At 67.7% G+C, this 18,691-nt stretch carries 15 protein-coding genes and 5 pseudogenes; 13 read left to right on the top strand and 7 right to left on the bottom strand.

Annotation, left to right across the window (positions count from 1 at the left end):
- Positions 1-102: 102 nt before the first annotated feature.
- The 3 genes from ACFYW3_RS34950 to ACFYW3_RS34940 all read left to right on the top strand — a co-directional run bounded on the left by ACFYW3_RS34950 (position 103) and on the right by ACFYW3_RS34940 (position 1,885).
- A complete protein-coding gene (locus ACFYW3_RS34950) occupies positions 103-501 on the top strand; it encodes a hypothetical protein (RefSeq protein WP_389388464.1) in 399 nt (132 codons plus the stop codon).
- Between the two features lie 555 nt (positions 502-1,056).
- Positions 1,057-1,536, top strand: coding sequence for a hypothetical protein (locus ACFYW3_RS34945; protein WP_389388463.1), 480 nt, complete (start codon positions 1,057-1,059; stop codon positions 1,534-1,536).
- A gap of 22 nt (positions 1,537-1,558) precedes the next feature.
- A complete protein-coding gene (locus tag ACFYW3_RS34940; RefSeq protein WP_351755906.1) occupies positions 1,559-1,885 on the top strand; it encodes a hypothetical protein in 327 nt (108 codons plus the stop codon).
- A gap of 230 nt (positions 1,886-2,115) precedes the next feature.
- Here ACFYW3_RS34940 and ACFYW3_RS34935 read toward each other — a convergent pair.
- Positions 2,116-2,442 (bottom strand): annotated as a pseudogene (locus ACFYW3_RS34935) (DUF6368 family protein); the annotation flags it as partial.
- Positions 2,443-2,606: 164 nt separating this feature from the next.
- On the opposite strand from ACFYW3_RS34935, the gene ACFYW3_RS34930 reads away from it, so the two are divergent.
- The gene (locus tag ACFYW3_RS34930) at positions 2,607-4,127 is read left to right on the top strand and encodes a hypothetical protein (RefSeq protein WP_389388462.1); all 1,521 of its coding nucleotides are present in this window, start codon (positions 2,607-2,609) and stop codon (positions 4,125-4,127) included.
- A 206-nt stretch (positions 4,128-4,333) separates the two neighbouring features.
- The gene (locus ACFYW3_RS34925) at positions 4,334-4,663 is read left to right on the top strand and encodes a hypothetical protein (RefSeq protein WP_389388461.1); all 330 of its coding nucleotides are present in this window, start codon (positions 4,334-4,336) and stop codon (positions 4,661-4,663) included.
- A gap of 374 nt (positions 4,664-5,037) precedes the next feature.
- Here ACFYW3_RS34925 and ACFYW3_RS34920 read toward each other — a convergent pair whose 3' ends face one another.
- Positions 5,038-5,580, bottom strand: a complete 543-nt coding sequence (locus tag ACFYW3_RS34920) for a hypothetical protein (RefSeq protein WP_351755921.1) — start codon at positions 5,578-5,580, stop codon at positions 5,038-5,040.
- 650 nt (positions 5,581-6,230) lie between these two features.
- On the opposite strand from ACFYW3_RS34920, the gene ACFYW3_RS34915 reads away from it, so the two are divergent.
- From ACFYW3_RS34915 to ACFYW3_RS34900, 4 genes and pseudogenes are all read left to right on the top strand, one after another.
- On the top strand, positions 6,231-7,466 hold the full coding sequence (locus tag ACFYW3_RS34915) for an acyltransferase family protein (RefSeq protein ID WP_389388460.1): 1,236 nt from the start codon (positions 6,231-6,233) through the stop codon (positions 7,464-7,466).
- Positions 7,467-7,742: 276 nt separating this feature from the next.
- Positions 7,743-8,496: pseudogene (locus ACFYW3_RS34910) on the top strand (IS3 family transposase); the annotation flags it as partial.
- A 33-nt stretch (positions 8,497-8,529) separates the two neighbouring features.
- Positions 8,530-9,007, top strand: a pseudogene (locus ACFYW3_RS34905) (transposase); the annotation flags it as partial.
- A 442-nt stretch (positions 9,008-9,449) separates the two neighbouring features.
- The gene (locus ACFYW3_RS34900) at positions 9,450-10,034 is read left to right on the top strand and encodes a hypothetical protein (RefSeq protein ID WP_351756002.1); all 585 of its coding nucleotides are present in this window, start codon (positions 9,450-9,452) and stop codon (positions 10,032-10,034) included.
- Here ACFYW3_RS34900 and ACFYW3_RS34895 read toward each other — a convergent pair.
- Positions 9,994-10,419: pseudogene (locus ACFYW3_RS34895) on the bottom strand (helicase associated domain-containing protein); the annotation flags it as partial. The gene ACFYW3_RS34900 and the pseudogene ACFYW3_RS34895 overlap by 41 nt on opposite strands.
- Before the next feature lie 80 nt (positions 10,420-10,499).
- The gene (locus ACFYW3_RS34890) at positions 10,500-10,970 is read right to left on the bottom strand and encodes a C2 domain-containing protein (RefSeq protein WP_351755928.1); all 471 of its coding nucleotides are present in this window, start codon (positions 10,968-10,970) and stop codon (positions 10,500-10,502) included.
- A gap of 838 nt (positions 10,971-11,808) precedes the next feature.
- Between ACFYW3_RS34890 and ACFYW3_RS34885 the strand changes: the two genes are divergently transcribed.
- Positions 11,809-12,099, top strand: coding sequence for a hypothetical protein (locus ACFYW3_RS34885; RefSeq protein WP_351755931.1), 291 nt, complete (start codon positions 11,809-11,811; stop codon positions 12,097-12,099).
- 29 nt (positions 12,100-12,128) lie between these two features.
- Here ACFYW3_RS34885 and istB read toward each other — a convergent pair whose 3' ends face one another.
- The 3 genes from istB to ACFYW3_RS34870 form a co-directional block, all read right to left on the bottom strand.
- On the bottom strand, positions 12,129-12,875 hold the full coding sequence (istB, locus tag ACFYW3_RS34880; protein ID WP_389388459.1) for an IS21-like element helper ATPase IstB: 747 nt from the start codon (positions 12,873-12,875) through the stop codon (positions 12,129-12,131).
- Between the two features lie 613 nt (positions 12,876-13,488).
- Positions 13,489-14,193 (bottom strand): hypothetical protein, encoded by a 705-nt coding sequence (locus ACFYW3_RS34875; RefSeq protein WP_389388458.1) that lies wholly within the window; start codon positions 14,191-14,193, stop codon positions 13,489-13,491.
- 654 nt (positions 14,194-14,847) lie between these two features.
- Positions 14,848-15,264 carry a hypothetical protein gene (locus tag ACFYW3_RS34870; protein ID WP_351755940.1) on the bottom strand — a complete coding sequence of 139 codons (417 nt, stop codon included), beginning with the start codon at positions 15,262-15,264 and terminating at the stop codon, positions 14,848-14,850.
- 338 nt (positions 15,265-15,602) lie between these two features.
- On the opposite strand from ACFYW3_RS34870, the pseudogene ACFYW3_RS34865 reads away from it, so the two are divergent.
- From ACFYW3_RS34865 to ACFYW3_RS34855, 3 genes and pseudogenes are all read left to right on the top strand, one after another.
- Positions 15,603-15,686 (top strand): annotated as a pseudogene (locus ACFYW3_RS34865) (IS5/IS1182 family transposase); the annotation flags it as partial.
- A gap of 206 nt (positions 15,687-15,892) precedes the next feature.
- A complete protein-coding gene (locus ACFYW3_RS34860; protein WP_389388457.1) occupies positions 15,893-16,234 on the top strand; it encodes a hypothetical protein in 342 nt (113 codons plus the stop codon).
- A 403-nt stretch (positions 16,235-16,637) separates the two neighbouring features.
- The coding region (locus tag ACFYW3_RS34855) for a tetratricopeptide repeat protein (protein WP_389388456.1) at positions 16,638-18,691 on the top strand (2,054 nt) is incomplete at its 3' end.

The raw sequence follows: 18,691 nt of genomic DNA, 5'->3' as shown, positions 1-18,691 counted from the left end.
CGGTGGGAGGACCGGCGGGTGCGGAGTTCAGGTGACTCCCGTTCGACCACCACTCCTCAAGTTCGGAACAACAACAGCCACTCATCCGGCGAGATCGCTGCCGTGACGGAACTGGACGAGCCGGGACAGGCCCGGTCGCGTGCTGCTGTTGCCGGCGCCCAGGTCTGGCTGAAGGAACAGGCCGCGGTCCGCGAGCAGTTGTTCGTCAGCCTTCGCGAGGCTGCCGAGGCACGTGAGGGAGAGGCGGTGCGCACGTTGTCGGTGACGGCGAACGCGACCGCCAGCCACACCCGCAGCGGCGAAGAGACCGCCATCGCCGCTGCGGCCGGTGCGCTGCTGACTGCCGGTACGCAGGAGCGGAACGAGGAGATCATGGCGGCTGAGCGGGATGCCGAGCGGGCTCGGCGGGCAACTGACCGTGTACGCGCGCGGACAACGCTTCCCACTCCAGATCCGACAACTCATGACGACGCACCGTGCCCCCATGATCCCCTCCCATGATTGCCCATCAGACCCCGTGGACCCGCTGGGGGCTGGGGTCCATGCGATCTCTGCGGGCATCCAGCTCGCGCACGAGCCTCAGCAGCCTGGTGGGCTCTCAGGTGTCTGGTGCCTGACATCGCCGGAGGCAGCAACATCGCCCTTCCCCGGCTGAATGCCGTGGGGAAGTGGCCTTGCCCGGAGGCGCCGTTCCCCCTCGAGAGCGACCCGGCCGGCCTCGCGACGGTCTGCGCCAGAGACGGCCGACGGCTACCGAAAGAATTCGGTCAATTGGATCTCCGCGCTGTGACGTGTTTTCACAGGTCAGGAGCATGCTGCGCGTCAACTTTGCGTGATTCGTGGCTAGTTCGCAGCCGGCGGGTGATCAAACTGCGGGTAAAGTGCTGCCCACGCCTTACCCAAGGAAAGGTAATGCGTGTCGAACCACTCTTTGACCGAGAGTGGTTCGACGGAAAAGTAATCGGGGGATAGGAGTCCGGGGGGCTTGGTTTCCACGCCTGTTCAGGTTGCCCTTTCGGACTTCCCCCTTTGCGACCACGCAAAGGACGATCTCGTATGAATCGCAAGACTCTGCGCATGGTGGCTGTTTCGGCTATGGCCGCGATAGCCATCGGAGCCGGCTCCGGCCTGGCCCAGGCATCTGAGGCCCGTCAGTCGGCGAGCGCAACTCAGCCGGTCGAGGCGCTGAGCGCTTCCAACGCTCGTGTGTTGCCGGCCGACACGGCCTTCGTCGCCGAACTCTCCTCCACGGACGCCCAGTTCCTGGGGGCCATCGAAGCCGGACCGGGCAACGACCCCCACGCGCCCGCCGCGGAGCAGGCATGGCCGCTGGCCGTGGCAGCCCTCGCGGCCCGCTACGGTCCCACGCTCATCCGCGCCGCCATCGCCGCCTCGAAGAATGGTGTCGGCGCTCTCAGGGCGTACCTCAAGACGACGAAGCTCGCCCGTGACCCCAGCGAGATGCAGGCCGTCATCAACACGATCATGCAATTCTTCGGAACGCCGCCGATGGCCGCATCCGGGAACCGCATCTGATCTGCGGGAGGTGACTGCAGTCGTGACAGAGGAACGCGACCGGTTCGCCCTGCCCCAGCAGACCCGATACAGGATGTGGGTTGTCGCAGCCGCCGTGTTCCTGATCGTGGGTGTGATCTCGCCTCAGGTCACCCCGTTGATGCTGGCCGCAACCATCTTGAGCCCGCTCGGGCTCTATATGGGCGCCGAACTCATCGGCTCGCCCATGAGTCTCACCGATCAGCTGAAGTTCTCATGGCTCCGCGCACGCGACTCGGTCCGTGCGGCATTCAGGCAACCCGGCGAGGTCATGGCCCTGGCCTGCGTCGCACTGGCCTGGCTGTTTCTGGCAGTACGGGCCATCACCTGAACAGAGGGGGCGGAACGCGCAAGGAGCGCGTTCCGCCCCCTCTCCTTGGCGCCCCGCCGGCGATACCACGACGTTCCCGGCGTCGATGGACGGCATCGGCCACAGCACAGAACTCCACGCCCTGGTCCCCGTACTCGCCGCCGACGCCGCCCGCCGGGCCGCACTACGCCACCCCATGGCCGGACTCGTCGGAGCCGCCAAGGAGCCTTCTCCAGCAACACCGGTGGGCGCGAGAAGGCCGAGTAGTCCTCGTCCTCGGCCGGCAATTCCTCGTCCTCGGACGGGAAGAACACGCCGACATCGGCAGGATCGAAGGCGCGCGGGCCCAGGGCCGAACTGTCTCGCACCCAGAAATCCACGTCGCCGCCGGCCTTGGTTTCCACTGGCTCACAGAAGGTCTCCAACCACGGGATGACCCCGGCCAGGATGTCCACGAACTCGCGTGGTTCGAAGGGCCACAGTCCCACCGCCGGTCCCGACACCACCGCCCCACAACCTCGTCCCAGATGCCACTGGCGCCCGGTTCCACCAGGTCCCGGCTGCGGACGCGTGAACATTTGTGGGACACAGCCTCAGGCTCAAGGTCCAACAACCGTGATCAGGTTCCAACTGACCCACGGCTCAAATGAATCCGGATCCGCGCAAAGTGTTGAGCACGTACTCGCCTGGTGGTCACCATGTGACCCGGTCCGGGCGTGCGGCGAGGTGGCAGGATGACGCGGTGTCCGACTCCCTGCATGAACCGTGGCTGCGCGGCATCGCCTTCAATCCGGCGGCGCCCTCCGACGTACTGATGCGCCTGGTGGATCAGGTTGCCGGTGAGGTTGGCCTGCTGATGTGCGAGGGTCGTGACCTGCCCGACGACGTCATCGACGCAGCCCTCCGCCACCCGGACAGGGGGATTCGCCGCGCGCTCGCCGTCAACCGGCACCTCGACCCCGCGAAACTCGCCCCCTTGGCAACAGACCCGTCGGGGATCGTCCGCGGGTGGCTCGCCGGCGGCCCCCGCCCCCGTCCCCGGTGGGTCCGACCGCTGCCGGACGACATCCTCGTCACTCTCCTGACCGCCCAGGACGGGGGCGAGGACGGCATGCTCACCGCGAACGAGATCATCGGGGAACTCGACTCGTCCCCGCAGATCCCGCTGTCCTTCCACCGTTCGATGGCCGGCCGCGAGCACGCCGAACTCCGGATACGGGCCGCCTGGCTGTGGCAGTTGCTCACCCCGGCGCAGCGGGCGGGGCTGCTCGAGGACCCCGACCCCGCGGTGCGGAAGGCGGCGCGGGAGAGCGACTGGGTGCTGGACCCGCAAGCGGTGGAGGCCAAGCTGCCGTCCATCGGCTCGCTCAGCAAGGCGCACGTGCTCGGCACGTGTGCCCTGTCCCCCGCGCTCGTCGAGCAGTGCTTCGCGGACGACACGGTGCACCCTCTGGCCTGGAACCGCCACACCCCGGCCGATGCCGTCGCCCGGCTCGCTCGCCACCCCGAGGCGAAGGTCCGCGAGTTGGTCGCCGCCCGGCCCGACCTGGGACCGGACCTGGTGGCGGAGCTGAGGGAGGACCCGGACGAGGACGTGCGGATGCGCGCACGCCTCCACCCCTTCCCCCGCACCTGGGCCGAGTACTGGGCGATCCACGGAGTCATCGGGCACGGCCCCGACTGCACCTGTCCGATCACCGAGCCGATCACCGAACCGTCGCCCGACTGGTTCGCCGCCTGCGCGGCGTCCGAGGAACCGGTGCTCCGCCGGGTTGCGGCGAGCTGGTCCGGCCTGCCCGCAGAACTCGTCGAGACGCTCGCACAGGACGACGACGAGGAGGTACGGATCCGGCTGGCCTGCCACCACCCGCTGGCTCCGCCGCACCTCCTCCTGGACGTCTTCGTCACCCGCCCCGCCCACCGTCCGCACCTGCTGACCCTGCCCGACTTCCCGCGCACCGGCCGCACCCACCTCATCGGCCACCCGGATCCCGAGGTACGGGCCCTGGCCGCAGCCGATCCCACCCTGCCCCTGCCCCCGGTGAGCGACCCCGACGAATCGGTGCGCCGGGCCGCCGCCGCCAACCCACGCCTGACACCGGAGGCCCTGGAGGCCCTCCTCGTCGACCCCCGCACCGCAGAAGGCGCCGCGGCCAACCCGTCCCTCCCCGTCCCCCGCATGCATGCACTCCTCGACCGCTGCCTGAACGGCACCGACGCCCCACACCCGACAAGCCGCCACCGAAAGACGTCGCCCAAGTGACGATCAGAGACATGGCACCGCTCCACGCGGGTGTTCATCCCCGCGGGTTCGGGGAGCACTCGCGTATTCGCCGGAGACGTCGGCCGATCGTCACCTGTGTCGGTGCTCTGCGGCATGCATGATGATCGGTCATGATGATCGGTGTGAACGCCGAGATACTGATGGACGTCTGGCAGCGGCTTCTCGTCGATCCTCGCTAGTCGTGGGTGCTGTTCGAGCATGGCACTTGTGTCGTGCTGACCGCTCCGGACGGGGAGCTTGCTGAACAGGCAACCGACCTCCTGAAGAAATTCGGCCCGGCGCATGCCGGATCTTCGGCAGGAGACTTCGGGGTGATCGACCTCAAGGACGTCGAGGGACGGGTCGTCACGGGGCATCACAACGACGTCCTGACGTATGTCGGCCTTGATGAGCCTCAGGATCAGTCGCAGGTCACTGTCGGGCTGTTCGGACGTTCCAAGCGCCACCGGGACGGCACCGAGCTTCACATCGTCCACGTTGAGGACAAACGGGGTTCAGCGGCCCAGCGTAAGTAGCCCCGCTTCACCTCTGGTGGTCGCCTGGGACGTATCGGCTCCAGGTTCCGCCGGCTTCGGTGACCAGGCGGGTGGCGGTCTTGTCGTGGTGGCCGAGTGCTTTCGCGTGACGGGGGCCGGGGCTTGGAGGACGAGCTGACGGATCGCGGAGGCCCTGCCGCGCTGCGGGGGGACGCCGATCTCACGCAGATGGACTTGGAGGCTGACCTCGTTCAGGGGCTGTGGGCCGGTAGAAGGCCACCTTCCGCCGCGGCTCCAGCGAAACCGCCCCTTTGGCGCGTATCACGGTCACACCCCCGATCAAGGTGAACGACTGCCCCTCGCGGCGGCCGGCTCGAGGGGCAAACGTCCTGCCGTTCCTGCGCCGCCTCATGTCACAGGGATAGGGCGATCTTCCGGAACTTGTTCAACGAGAGAAGGTAATCCTGCATCCCGGCGTCGGAGGGCGGTAGTGCGCTGACATTTTCGGTCAAAAAGTCTTCCGCAGCCAGCAGGAGGGCCCCTGCCAGCTCGGAGGGATCGAATCTCCCTACAGGTCCAGAGGGGGAGGAGATCATGATTCCCTTCTTTCCGCTGTGGAAGACAAGACGAAACGATGTGTCCACTCCGGCGAAGGAAGCATTCTTTGTGCGACCTTCCAATACCGGGCGGAGGCAGTCGAGAACGTGCGCGATGGACAGGTGGATCATCATTCCCTGGTCGGGGTTCTTACCGGTGGAGACGGCTTCCCCCAAATCTCCTGACCAGCGCATGTCTCCCATGTCGAATCCGCTTGGATCCCCTTGATTCGGCCGGACAGTGAATTCTGCGATCAAGGGATATAGGTATTCCCTACGGGAAAGAAGGCGGGTGATTCTGCTCCCGCCCTCCGAATCCATAACGAGACGGAAACGCGCCTTCATTCCGTTGACGATCATTCGTTTCTCCAGCTTCTGTCGAGTCCCCAGACCTCATGACCAGGTCACTGGTCTTCGTCGACCGGCTCCTGGTCACGTCGCACACCTCCGCCACGGAGCCAGACGCGTCTGCCGGCCTGCCGGCCTGCTGGTCTGCGTGGACCGCTCCACGAACACCCGAGCCTTCGGCAAGATCCGGGCCCCTGCCGGCCGGGCGGGCTGCGCGATCAACCCCTGAGCAGGGCTGAAGACTCTGGCCGAGGTCGTCGACCATCTCATCGCCGGCGGTCAGACGGCATCACCGACGGCATCGAAATTTGTGTTCGGCGGCCAGCCGCGCCGGCCTCGTTCCTCTCGCCGAGTTCGAGGGCTGCGGGCATGATGCGGTTTTCGGTCAGCGGGCCCCGGCATCCGAAGGCATCCTCGTCCTCACACCCGCCACCGCCGCCTGCGGCGTCGGCTCAGGGCTGGGACACCTTGGTCACGAATGGGCATCTGGAGGCTGTGCCTCAAAGCGAGGATGCCCCGCAAGCGCCTTTACGTCCTTTATGCCCTGATCAATGCCAAAAATGCCCATCTGGGTTCCCGGGTATACGGAATCGTTACTTTCGAATGCGCAACCTTTTCCCAAGAGGGAATTGCCGAGCTATGGTCCTCGAATGCTTCCTCGAATGGTTTCCGCTGCACTTGAATACGTAAGGACTCCTCTGCCCGTAGCGGAGGAGGCGGAGGCCCTAAACCCGAGACAGGTCGGCACCGCTTCGGCCACCAAGACAACGGGTCTGAATCCCCCCACGGAGCCGGCCTCCCGGCCCACCCGTCGAGACCCGTACTTCGACAACGTCAAGTATCTGGCCATCCTGCTGGTGGCCATGGGGCACCTGTGGCCGCTGGTGATCGAGGGCAGCCGGGCCACCCGGGCCCTCTACATGTTCGTGTACACCTTCCACATGCCGGTGTTCATCCTGATATCCGGCTACCTCTCGCGCAGTTACACCGGGCGCCCCGACCAGATGCGCAAGCTCCTGACCGGAGTAGCACTGCCGTATGTCGTCTTCGAGGTCGCCTACACGCTGTTCGCGAGGTACGGGACCAACGACCCGGAGAAGCCGATCAGTCTTCTCCAGCCCTTCTACCTGATGTGGTTCCTGCTCGCGCTCTTCATCTGGCGGCTGACCACTCCGCTGTGGCGCACCCTGCGGTGGCCGCTGGCGGTCTCCCTGGTCGTAGGGGCCCTGGCGACGCTCACTCCGGGCATCGGCCCGACGCTCGAATTCGCACGGGTCCTGCAGTTCCTGCCGTTCTTCGTGCTGGGCCTGTGCATGAAACCCGGGCACTTCCTGTTCCTGCGGCGGCGCGGACCGAGAGCACTCGCCGTGCTCGTGTTCGCCGGCGCGCTGCCCTTCACCTACTGGGTGACGCCCAACATCCCGCTGAACTGGCTCTACCGGTCGCGGAGCGTGCAGGAGATCGGGCTGGCGTGGTGGCCGGGGTTGATCCGCGCGGGTGCCCTGTTCTGCTGCACGCTGGTGCTGGTCGCCGCGTTCCTCGCGCTGGTACCCGGCCGCCGGTACTGGTTCACGGTGCTCGGCGCCGGGACCATCTGCGGGTACGTGTTGCACGGCTTCCTGATCCGCGGAGCCCAGTACGCCGGACTCTTCGACCGCTACCCGTCGCTGAGCACCCCCACCGGCAGGGTCGCCGTGACCGCGGCCATGCTCGTGATCATGACACTGCTGTGCACACCGCCGGTGCGCCGGGTGATGAAGTGCGTCACCGAGCCCGAGATGAAATGGGCGTTCCGCCGGGACGTGGCGGAACCCAGGCCCCGCCTGACACACGTGGCCACCACCTCGGGGCCCGAGTCAGCTGCCGTCCGTGCAGTTGACGCACCCAGGCTTCGATGACGCGTCCCTGACGTCGTCAAAGACCGAGATTGATACGGCCGAGGACATGTGTACCGGTGGCGTGCATCGCGGCGAGGAAGGGGCGTTGCCGTCGAAGCCCCGGTCCCACAGCACCGGCGTCTCTGGGCCCAGACGGGGTAACAACGCGAGTGAGGCTGATCCTTTGGAGTGGGCACCCCGAACGTGGATCTTCATGGTCCAGGGAGGGATGTCCGGGTGGGACGCGGGTCTGCGTATTCGGAGGGGTTCAGGAAGGACGCAGTCGCGCTCTTTCGGGAGAAGCGGACCGTGAACGAGATCCGCGCCATCCACACCGAGCATCGCGGTGCCCACGGCGCTCCGCGCGCCCATGCCGAGCTTCGGGCGAGAGGGCACGGGACCAACCGCAAGCGCGTCACCCGGCTGATGCGGAACAACCACACCGTCGGCCGCCACCCGCGTCGGAAGAAGTGGACCACGATCGCGGACAGGGCCGCGGCGCCCGTGCCGGACCTGATGATGCGCGACTTCACCGCGGACACGTTGAACACCAGGTGGTGCGGCGACACCACTCACATGGCTGTCGGCTCGACGTGGCTCCACCTCGCCACGGTCATCGACATCCGCTCGAGGAAGGTCGTGGGCTGGTCGATCGCGGACCACATGCGCACCTCCCTGGTCACCGGCGCGATCGAGAGGGCCGTGGCCGCCCGCGATGGCCGGGTCCAAGGCGTGGTCCTTCACTCCGACCAAGGTGCCCAACACAGCGCGGCCGCCCTCGCCGACCTCTGCCCGCGGCAGGTATCCGCCGCAGCATGGGCCGGGTCGGCCCAGCCACGACAACGCCCTCGCCGAGTTGTTCTTCCAGGGCCTCAAGCGCGAACTGCTCGACGGACGCCGCTGGAACCCGAAGGCACAGACCAGGCTCGAACTGTTCCGCCGGCCGTCGTACCACAACCGACGCCGTCGCCACTCCGCGCTCGGCTACCTCACACCAGCCGAGTTCGAACAACAGCTGATCACGACACGTACGCCGTCACTCGTCGTATGAAACCCGGGGTCCACTCCCCGGGATCAGCCTCACCCGCGTTCATGGACCTCCGACCCTGACCGCTGCCGGGATGCCGGACTCGACCAGGACACCGTTTTCGCCACCAAGCCGGAACTGGCCACTCGTATGGGTGCCCGGTTCCTGGACGCCGGCCACCAGGCCGCATGGGTTGCCGGCGACGAGGTCTACGGCGGCAACCTCAAGCTGCGAACCGCACTGGAGGAACGCGGCACCGGACACCTCCTCGCGGTGGCCTGCAGGCACGAAGTCACCACCGGGGTGGGGAGGTTCCGGGCGGACACCCTGAGTCGTAGGCGCAGACGAGCGCACCCGCCCCGCACCCGATGCCCTCATTCCGCTCACCTGCAACGAGATCCAGCGCCGGTTCATGACACTCGTTGTCCGACCCGACCACGATGCCGCCCACTGGATCGGTTGGTCCGACTGGCGGCGCCGCCACCAGGCACGATCCCGGGCCGGCCAATACCGTCGACAAGCCACTCGGGCATGAAATTCACGATCTACGGCTGGAGTGCCAAGCAAGACTTGGCGCTCGTTCTCGCCGACGGCCAGGTCCCAGGACAGCCTGGTGCCGACCAGGTCGCGGCGTACGTGCGCGCTGACCAAGCTGACCAACAGGCGTGTGCGCGCCCCGGGCAGCGCTGCGTGACGGTTTACGCCGGCCTGCCGTCCACTGAGCGTGGTCGGCAGCACCAGCCCGGCGTCCCGACGGCAGTCGGTCAGGCGCCGCACCGGGGCGGAGGCTCGGGTTGTCACCGTCAGAGCGGCTCCGGTGCAGGCCGTGGAGACGCCGCGAGGCACGGCGGCTGCTGTCCGGTCGTGGCTTGAACGAGGGCGAGAGACGATGAGACTGGAGGGTTCGACTCTCTCATCGACAGGTCCTCCCGGACATCACCAACACTGTCGGTCGGTAAGTCCGCAAAGGAACGCTCATGAACCGAGACCATAAAGCCCTCGCAGCACTGGTCCTGGCATCGCTCGTAGCAGGACCTGCGGTCCTGTTTTCCGCCCAGACCGCGAACGCGCTACCCGCAGCCACGTGCACGATGAAAGCACACGCCGGCCCCGGCACCCCCGTCATAGAATTCACCGGCACGGGCTTCCCGCCAAACAGCAAAGTAGCGATCGGCGCAGCCGCGAACAGCGGAAGTCCCACTACGACCAAAGCCGATGGAACCTTCAGGTACGTGCTCCCGGGCACCGCCGAGGATGTCAAGACGGCACAGCTCACTGCTACTGGAACGAATGGGAGCGCCACTTGCGTCCTGGCCGCGACCACGCCGAACGAGCTCCCGAACGATCCTCAAAAAGACCCCAAGACAGAACAGGAAGATGCCCAATCTCAGTTCCGAAAAGGCTTCGCCGCGGGAATAGTCGACGCACGCGATGACTGCAAGAAGACATCTCCCAAGCAAGGAGCAGCCGCAATCGACCCCAACTACGAAAAGGGTTATCTCGCCGGACAGGAAGCAGGATTCAACCGCTACTGCAGCACACAGGAAGGCGCCACCCAATAGGCACTTCCCCCATCCGGACCTCCGGGGGTGCGCGCGACGGTGATCCCCGGGACGGGGGGGGCAAGCCGGCCCGGCACGTTTCGGTTCCGGGCACCGCGTCCGCTCCCGCCCCGGCCGCCGTTGCCGCGCCGGTGCGGGAGGCCCCCGACCCGCGTGCGCCACCCGCCGGCCGGCTCTTGGTGTTGGAGACCCACACGCCCAGCTTCACCACCACCGGCTCCGCCTCGCCCTCGACCGCGACCTCCTCTCCGTGCGCGCGGGGGACCGGCCGGTCCGCGCCTTCCCGCTCCACCCACTGCGCAAGGGCCTCCAGGCCCCGCTGGAACGCCTGCTGCGCCTTGCTCGGCCTCTTCGCCCCGCGACTGGCCGCGGGCGCGGTAACCGGCGTCAGGTGCGGTAGGTGCGGGCGTCGGCCGCGAGCATGCCTCCGCCGGGCCGGCGCCCTCAAGTCAAGAACGACAAGGGCTACGGCTCACCGGTGATCTGCAAGTGCACCTCACCCCTGGCCTTCGAACCTTCTCCGACCTGGTGCCAGGACTCCCTCGTCTCTCCAATGGCGATGTCCTGCACAGGAATACGTGCATGGCCGATGGGGTCGGCCTTGAGAAGGTCGTCGTCCATCAGCTGCAGCTCCAGATCGTCTTCAGCGCTCGGGGCGGTGAACGTGAAGGTCTCGTTCCAGGTGACAGTGCTGCCAGCGGCCCTCACCGTTTTCGTCCGGTGACTCTGGGCTCCCACCGAGACGACCGCGTACGGATCGTTCTTCCCGAGAAGCCCGTCCTCGTGCTTGAGGTTGCGGGCTCCCACCACCGTGACACGAAGGTCCGGAACCCCTTCGGCGTGAGAACTCGCATGGGACGCATGGGGGCTCGCGGCGGCGCAGCAGAGCAGGGCCACGATGGCTACGGTCGCGTGACGGAACTTGCCGGTGATCATGACCCGTCAACGACACCCGGGCATCACGGTCACCCACCCCGACACAGCCCGGACCAGCGAGCACCCTCCACGCGATCCGCTACCTGCCCGTCCGCGTCCGTACGCGGTCCGTCCACGCCCGGACACCGCGCCCGCGCGTCCGGGCGTGGAGGGCAGCGCCATCACCATGTACGCCCCGCGCCCCTGGCCGGTGCGGCCTGTTGCCGGTGGGCGGGGATCGCGGCTTCCGTCGGGGCCGGCTGCCCGGGTGCCGCGGCAGCCGAGCGGGTGCGTTGCGGTCGCCGGTTGCCGGTGTCGCGTCACCGCTTCGATTGGCTTGTTCATCGCAGGCCCCGGGGAGCCTTGCCGGGAAGCACGCACCCCTGTGGTCCCCGTCGGCTATACCGAAGCGGGGTCGACTGCCCTGCCCGCCGTACGAGAAGGAGCCCACCGCCTCATGACCGACGCCGCGAACACCCCTCCGACCACCCGTGCCGCCCGTCCGCTCCACCCAGTCCCGCTCGATGTCCTCACCCGAGCAGTCGAAATCACTGGCTACGTAGGTCTCAAGCGAGAGCACTTGTTGGTGGGTTTCGCCATCACGCGTCGCCAGGAGAGCGCGTGAATGTTGGTGAGAAGTAGGAGCACGCGAGGTGGCGGCGGGTTCGATCGTGCGTGCGGAGCCAGCCCCACTCGTGGCAGCATGGCGCCATGTTGATCAGAAAGGGCGATGCCGCGTAGGCGCCCGAAGTCCGTCCGCGCTGAGCGCTGGAGGCCTCGCAGACATGTTGCAGTTCGGCAGATCCGCGGCGTTTCCGCGAAGACGCGTGCAGCTGTCCGCCGTGTCGAGCATGAGCGGATGTGGCCTGAAGCAGTTGCTGACGCACTCGCCCGTTTCGAGTGGGCGTTCAAACAACCCGGCCGTTATCTGAACGCGTCCCCGGTCTGGCAGCCCGGGCTGGAGGTGGAGTATGCCCGCGACGATCTGGAGGAAGCCATGCTTCACCTCCCTCGCGGTGCCCGGCGGGATCTCGGCCGGCTGATTGCTCGCGTCGACGACGAGTTCGAGCGTCGCACTCTGCCGGACCCTGGACCCGTGAGCGCACGGATGGTCGGCGGCTGGTGGTGGTCGAGGATCCGCGAGCACTGATGCTTGTCACGGAGCCCCTTGCGTCCTGATCAGCTCGTGGCCGGCTGTTGTTCGGCGCGGGCGCGCGTGGTGGCGAGGCGGTAGGAGTCGGTGCCGGTCTCGATGATGTTGCCGCCGAAGATAAGGCGGTCGACGATGGCCGCGCAGAGCCTGGAGTCGGTGAACGTCTTGGTCCAGCCGGAGAAGGACTCGTTCGAGGCGATGGCCACGCTGTTCTTTTCCTCCCGCTCGGTCAGAACCTGGAAGAGGAGTTCGGCGCCACGGCGGTCGAGTTCCATGTACCCGAGCTCGTCGATGCACAAAAGATCGACGCGGCCGTAGCGGGCGATGGTCTTGGTCAGCTGCTTCTCGTCGGCGGCCTCGACGAGCTCGTTGACCAGTTTCGTCACCGGCACGTACTTGACCCGGTAGCCGGCCATCGCGGCTTCGGTGCCGAGGGCGATCAGTAGGTGGGACTTGCCTGTGCCGGAGTCGCCGATGAGGCAGAGCGGCAGGCTCTTCTTGATCCATTCGCACTTGGCGAGGGTGTGGATCATGGCAGCGTCGAGGTTCGGGCTGGCGTCGAAGTCGAACTTTCGGAGGGACTTGTCGCGGGGGAAACCGTCGGCGTTGCTGCGGCGTTCGGAGCGGCGGCGGGCCCGGTCGTCGCACTCGGCGAGGAGGAGTTCAGCGAGGAAGCCGAGGTAGGACATCTGCTCGCGTTCGGCTGTCGCGGCGAGCCGCGGACCACCCCCGCGTCGGCGGGGAGAACGAGGCGTGGCCGGTGTCGACCGCAAGCTGGGCCGGACCACCCCGCATCGGCGGGGAGCACCCTTCGCGACCAGCCCTTTCTCAGGGGCTTTGCAGTTTGTTTACCACTGTTTGGGCAGTCAGAGCTTTGGCCATGGCCGGAGTCTACGTGCCTGGTTGGCGTGGGACTGGGTGTTCGGTCGACCATTGCCAAGTGCCCGTGCAGCGGGCACAAAGTAGAGGAGGGAAGCCCGTACGGACGAACGGCGCCAGCTGCTGCTGGCTGGCTGCAGTAGCAACGCGGTCGGTGGTCTGCGACTGGCAACGACGAGTGGATCCGCGGCCGGCGCTCGGTCCCGGCTGGTCGGGGCCCGCCTCGTCGCCGGACAGGGTGAAGTGGTCCACTACCCCGTCCAGACCCAGATCCCACCCCACTGCGCAGCCCCTTCCACCGGCCCCCGTGATCAGCATCCGGGCTGGACGGTTGAGGCGCCGGCGTGCAGCGGACAGGGATATCCGCGAAGCAGCCCGGCAGGGCGGGCGGCCCTGGCAGAGGCTTCAGGACGGGCCGTGTTCAGGCGGGATGGAATGGCCCGTGTTCCCGCGCGGTTGGACGGAAGTCACGGGCCCCATCCGATGTTTGGGGAGCAGTCCCCAACGCTATTCGTCGTCCTCGTCCTCGTCCTTGTCCTCGGGTTCGGATTCCCTTACGAACCAGAGGTCGAGGGTGTACTGCTCAGCCGTGGAGCACTGTTTCCACGCTGCTCCGATTTGTTCCGGGCCCCATCGCTCATCAACAGCGCGCTGGAGGCATGTGTCGTAGTAGGCGGCCGTGGCATCTCGTCCGCTCCATGCCGCGTGCCCGTCGTAGACGCCGGGTCGGGGCAGGTCCATCATGCCCGCCGGCCCGAAGGTGACCTGGTTGACGACGAGTTGGCCCGTCTCTGATTCCAGGGAGACCGGGACCGTGCCCTCGGTGTCTTCCGGGGGCTTCCGGGGGGTGTCCCAGACCCTGATGGTGACCTGTACTTCGATGTCGGGTTGAAGGCTGTGGAGGTAGAGGTGATAGCCGTTTCCGGCGACCACCCGGGTCCTTGACCGCTGCAACGCCTCGTCGTCGCCGAGGTAGGCGTCGGAGTCGTAGACCTCCACGATCCTGCGGTCCGGCCGGGCGGTGGTGCTGTACTCGGTGATGAGAGACACGGGGGCTCCATCACTGCTCAGGGAGTCCGGACCGCCGAGCCGGGCGGCCTCCTCGGAGTGCTCCTTCGGGGTGTTCTCCCCGTCGTACATCCCCAACGCGGCCAGTGCTGCGGCGACCTGCTCGACCTTGGCCGGACGCTCGCCCCCCATCTGCTCCCTCATCCCCGCAGGCTATCGACGCCGATCACCAACCCTTCCAGGAACGGGGTTTCCCGCCGCCCACTGCCCGACCTTCGATCCGAAAGCTACTTTCGGGTTACTTGTCACCTGACTCGCCGCTCGTTAACGGCACCCCAACCACCACCAGGCCGTCGTGATCGACAGCGGACCACGGACCACCCCCGCGTCGGCGGGGAGCACCCTTCGCAACCTGCCCGGCGCAGGATCGAGGCTGGGTAGACGTTGCCCCAGTGTCGGGGCGGGAGGCGAGCGCCTCCCACCGGCCGGTGCTGCGCCCGCAGTGCTCCAGCATGACCTTCAGCGTGATCTACGGTGCGGGGCTGCAGGAGGATCCTGCGGGGCCGCGGCGGTGTCCCCCGGCCGCCGCGTCCACGGCACGGACTCGATCTCGGCGAGCCACCTGTCGGTCAGGAGCTGATGAACCAGAGCGAGCTCGTCATCGGCTCCGTACCGGTTCGGCGAAGGAGACGGCGAGGGCAGGAATCTGCCACCAGGCACTTAACCGCGGCCTTGCGCCCTGCGCCCGCTGCGCGGCCCGGATGCGCCGGAGCCGGAAGGGCCTGGCCGCCGGCTTCGGTGAGGGGATGGTGCGCGGTGCGGCATCCGGACTGTGGTGCCGGGTGCCGCACCGGGTTCTCACGCGGCGGCGGGGCCGGCCTTTTCGTCGGGGTTCTTGTCCGGCGATTCGGATGGGGTGTCGGTGTTCTTCGGCTCGTCGTGGTGTTCGAGGGCAGGGTTGGCGGCGGGGAGAACTTCGAGTCGGTACGACTGGCCGCCGAGGGTGATGGTGACCGATTGGCCGCTGGGGGTGAGGCTGGTCAGGCTTGTTGCGATCCGCTCGTACAGGGTGGCGGCGAGTTCCTGGTCGCCGTCCCCGTCGTTGGCGGTGCGCTTGATGGAGTGCAGGCTGATCAGTAGAGCGATCAGCGAACGGCCGGACAGGGCGGCGCGAATCCGCTCGTCTCCCTCTCCGGCTACCTGCGGCGGAACGCGGAAGTGCGGATGTCGCGTCCGGCATGAGCGGTGATGAACTCCCAGATGTCGCGGTGACACAGCAGACCGGCGGAGGAAACGCGGGCCGCCATCTTGAGCAGCGCACTGTGCTCCTTGCTCACCTCTGCGGCCGCGGCTTCAGCGGTGGCGTCGGCTGGGGCCGCAGTTTCTCCATGGTGGTGCGCAGGTCAGCGATTTCCCGCTGCAGGGAGGCGAGTGCCGACTGGGTTTCCTCCTGGGCGGTGAGGGCGGCGAGCGCTTCAAACTCTGCGGCAACTGCCAGCCGGAACGGCCCGACCGCGCCTGATCCGAAACCGGGCGATGATTTCGCCTGCCGCGCCCAGGCCCGCGACAGGCACCGGCTGGCCGCGCATCTCAGGAAGGCGGCCCCGGGGTGACGACGGCTGCCTATCGGCCGTCAGGCCCTGATCATCTTGGCCCACCTGCGGTGTGGGGACACCTACGCACGGCTTGATTCGGGACCTAAGGGTCGAAAGGCCACTGACCGGTGCCCTCATCGGCCGTCGTTCGTAGAGGCGGGCCTCCAGGCATTGGCGATCCCCAGTCAGGGAACCGAGATGCCGAAAATGCGCGTTTCCTGGAACGGGCGAGAACTGCACGGGACAATGCGAGAGGGCGGACCGTCAGCTGTGTGGTGACGGGTGATTCAGGGCGAGGGGAAGCTGCTGTGTCGCAGGTTTGGAAGATCACGGTCATAGTGCTGGCGGCGGTCGGCATCCTGTCGACACCGGTCGTCTGGCTTCTGGACGGCCCCGGGGCGGGACAGTTGGTCGGGGCCACTGTCCAAGCCGCTGTCGGCATCGCCGCCCTGCTCTGGGCGCTGTTCCAGCGCCCGTCCTCTACCCGGCCGACAGACAGGGCCGCCCGTACTGGGAAGGCCGAGCGTGGCGGCAATACCGGTATCCGGCGGCCCGGCGGCCGGGGACGTGGTTCTGCAACGGCCGACCGGACGGGGGAGGCCCGCGGCAAGAACTCCAATTCCGGTATCAACTACTCGAATCCGGAGTAGGCCCGCATCCATGACGAAGGAATCATCACGCAAGTCGCGGGTCGAGAAGCGCAAGCCATCAGTGGCCGTGGCTGACACCGGCACCGCCGAGGTCACAGGCGATGAGACGGCCGTGACGGGCTATCTCGGCCCGGCTCCGGGAAGCAGTCGTGAATCTCCCGTCTCGGTACACCTCTCCCGCACCGGGAATGCGACCGCCACCAACGGCGGAACCGCGATCAGCGGCTACGTTCACACGCTTACCGTGCAGCACGGCACGCCGCGGGAGCCGGCGTCCTGGCCGCACCAGGTCGGTGTCGTCCCCTCCGAAGCGAGGTCGTTCCAGCACCGCGTCGAGGCGGACCGGCTGCGGGCAGCGGTCGAGGGCGGGGGCACCGCCGTCCTCTCGCAGGTGCTGACCGGGATGGGCGGGGTCGGCAAGACTCAAATCGCCGCCGATTACGCGCGCGCAGCCTGGGACGACGGCGGCTTGGACGTCCTGATCTGGGTTACCGCCAGCGCGCAGTCGGCTGTGGTGAGCGGATTCGCACAGGCTGGTGTCGAATTGTGCCGGGCCGACCCCGAGGACCCCGAACAGGCCGCGAAGCAGTTCTTGGCCTGGCTGGCCCCCAAGCCAGGGCAGGACCCGTGTCGGTGGCTGATCGTCCTCGACGACGTAGCCGACCCGAGTGATCTGGTCGTGCACCCCGAGAACCCGGGTACCCGGTACAGCCTGTGGCCACCCGCCAGCCCGCACGGGCGCACCCTGCTCACCACGCGCCGCCGCGACGCCGCCCTCTTCGGTGAAGGCCGCCGCCGGATCGAAGTCGGCCTGTTCACCCCCGACGAATCCCTCGCCTACCTCACCTCATCCCTGAACGCCCAGGGTCGTACAGAGCCAGCCGACCAGCTCACGACCCTCGCCACGGACCTCGGGCACCTGCCCCTGGCACTGGCACAGGCCGCTGCCTACATCGTCGACTCCGGCGAGAGCACGGCCTCATACCGTGGGCTCTTGGCCGACCGGGCCACCGCACTCGCCGACCTTGCCCCCGACGTATTGCCCGATGAACAGGCCACCGCACTGGCCGCCGCATGGTCCCTGTCCCTTGACCGCGCAGACACCCTGCGCCCGGCGGGCCTGGCCCGCCCCATGCTCCAACTCGCCGCGCTTCTCGATGCCAATGGCATCCCCCAAGACGTGCTGACCGGACAGGCAGCCCGCAGCCACCTCGCCATGCACCGCACCACAATCAGCCCCGTACGAACGCGGCGACCGAAGTGGTGGCCGGGCAGATGGCAGCGCCAGAACACACCGGTCACCCCCGAGGAGGCCTTGGGTGCTCTGCGTGCCATGGACCGGCTCAGCCTCATCGACCACCAACCAGACAGACCCCACCAGGCCGTCCGTGTTCACCAGCTCGTTCAGCGCGCCACTCGCGACGCCCTCACGCCCCACCAACACGACCGGACCGCCCGCACCGCCGCCGACGCCCTGATCGCCGCCTGGCCCGAGATCGAACGCGACACCGAACTCGCCCAGACCCTGCGCACCAACGTCGAGGCCCTCACCCTCCATGCCGAAGACGCCCTGTACCACGGGGACGCGCCTACGGTGCTGTTCCGCCTCGGCCTCAGCCTCGGCGAATCCGGTCAGGTCACCGCCGCTGTCGACCACTTCCAACGCCTCGCGGACACCACTCGCAACCGCTTGGGCGAAGACCACGTCTACGCATTCGGCGCCCGGAGCAACCTCGCCCAATGGCGGGGGGAGGCGGGGGACATGGCCGGGGCCGCGCAGGCATTCGCCGATCTTCTTGAGCCCATGGCCCGGGTGCTGGGCGAAGACCACCCCGAAACCCTCATCACCCGAGCCAACCTCGCAGCCTGCCAGGGGAATGCGGGAGACGCGGTCGGGGCCGCGCAGGCATACGCCGACCTCCTGGCAGACCAAATCCGGCTCGTGGGCGAAGACCACCCCGACACCCTCACCACCCGGATCAACCTCGCGACCTGGCGGGGGGAGGCGGGGGACATGGCCGGGGCCGCGCAGGCATTCGCCGATCTTCTTGAGCCCATGATCCGGGTACGGGGCGAAGACCACCCCGAAACCCTCACCACCCGAGCCAACCTCGCAGCCTGCCGGGGGGAAGCGGGAGACGCGGCCGGGGCCGCGCAGGCGTCCGCCGACCTCCTGGCCGATCGAATCCGGATCCTGGGCGAAGACCACCCCGAAACCCTCATCACCCGAAGACACATCGCCTCATGGCGGGGGCAGGCGGGGGACGCGGCCGGGGCCGCGCAGGCGCTCACCGAACTGCTGGAGCACATGGTGCGGGTGTTGGGCGCAGTACACCCCGAGACCCTCCAGACCCGGAACCATCTCGCATCATGGCGGGGGGAGTCGGGGGATGCGGCGGGCGCAGCGATGGAATACGCCGAACTCTTGCCCGACCAGATAAGGATCCTGGGACCCGA

Origin of the sequence: Streptomyces sp. NPDC002602, from assembly GCF_042889445.1 — a bacterium.
In the GTDB taxonomy this organism is placed as follows: Bacteria; Actinomycetota; Actinomycetes; order Streptomycetales; family Streptomycetaceae; genus Streptomyces.
This window is presented reverse-complemented; position numbering and strand designations above follow the sequence as displayed.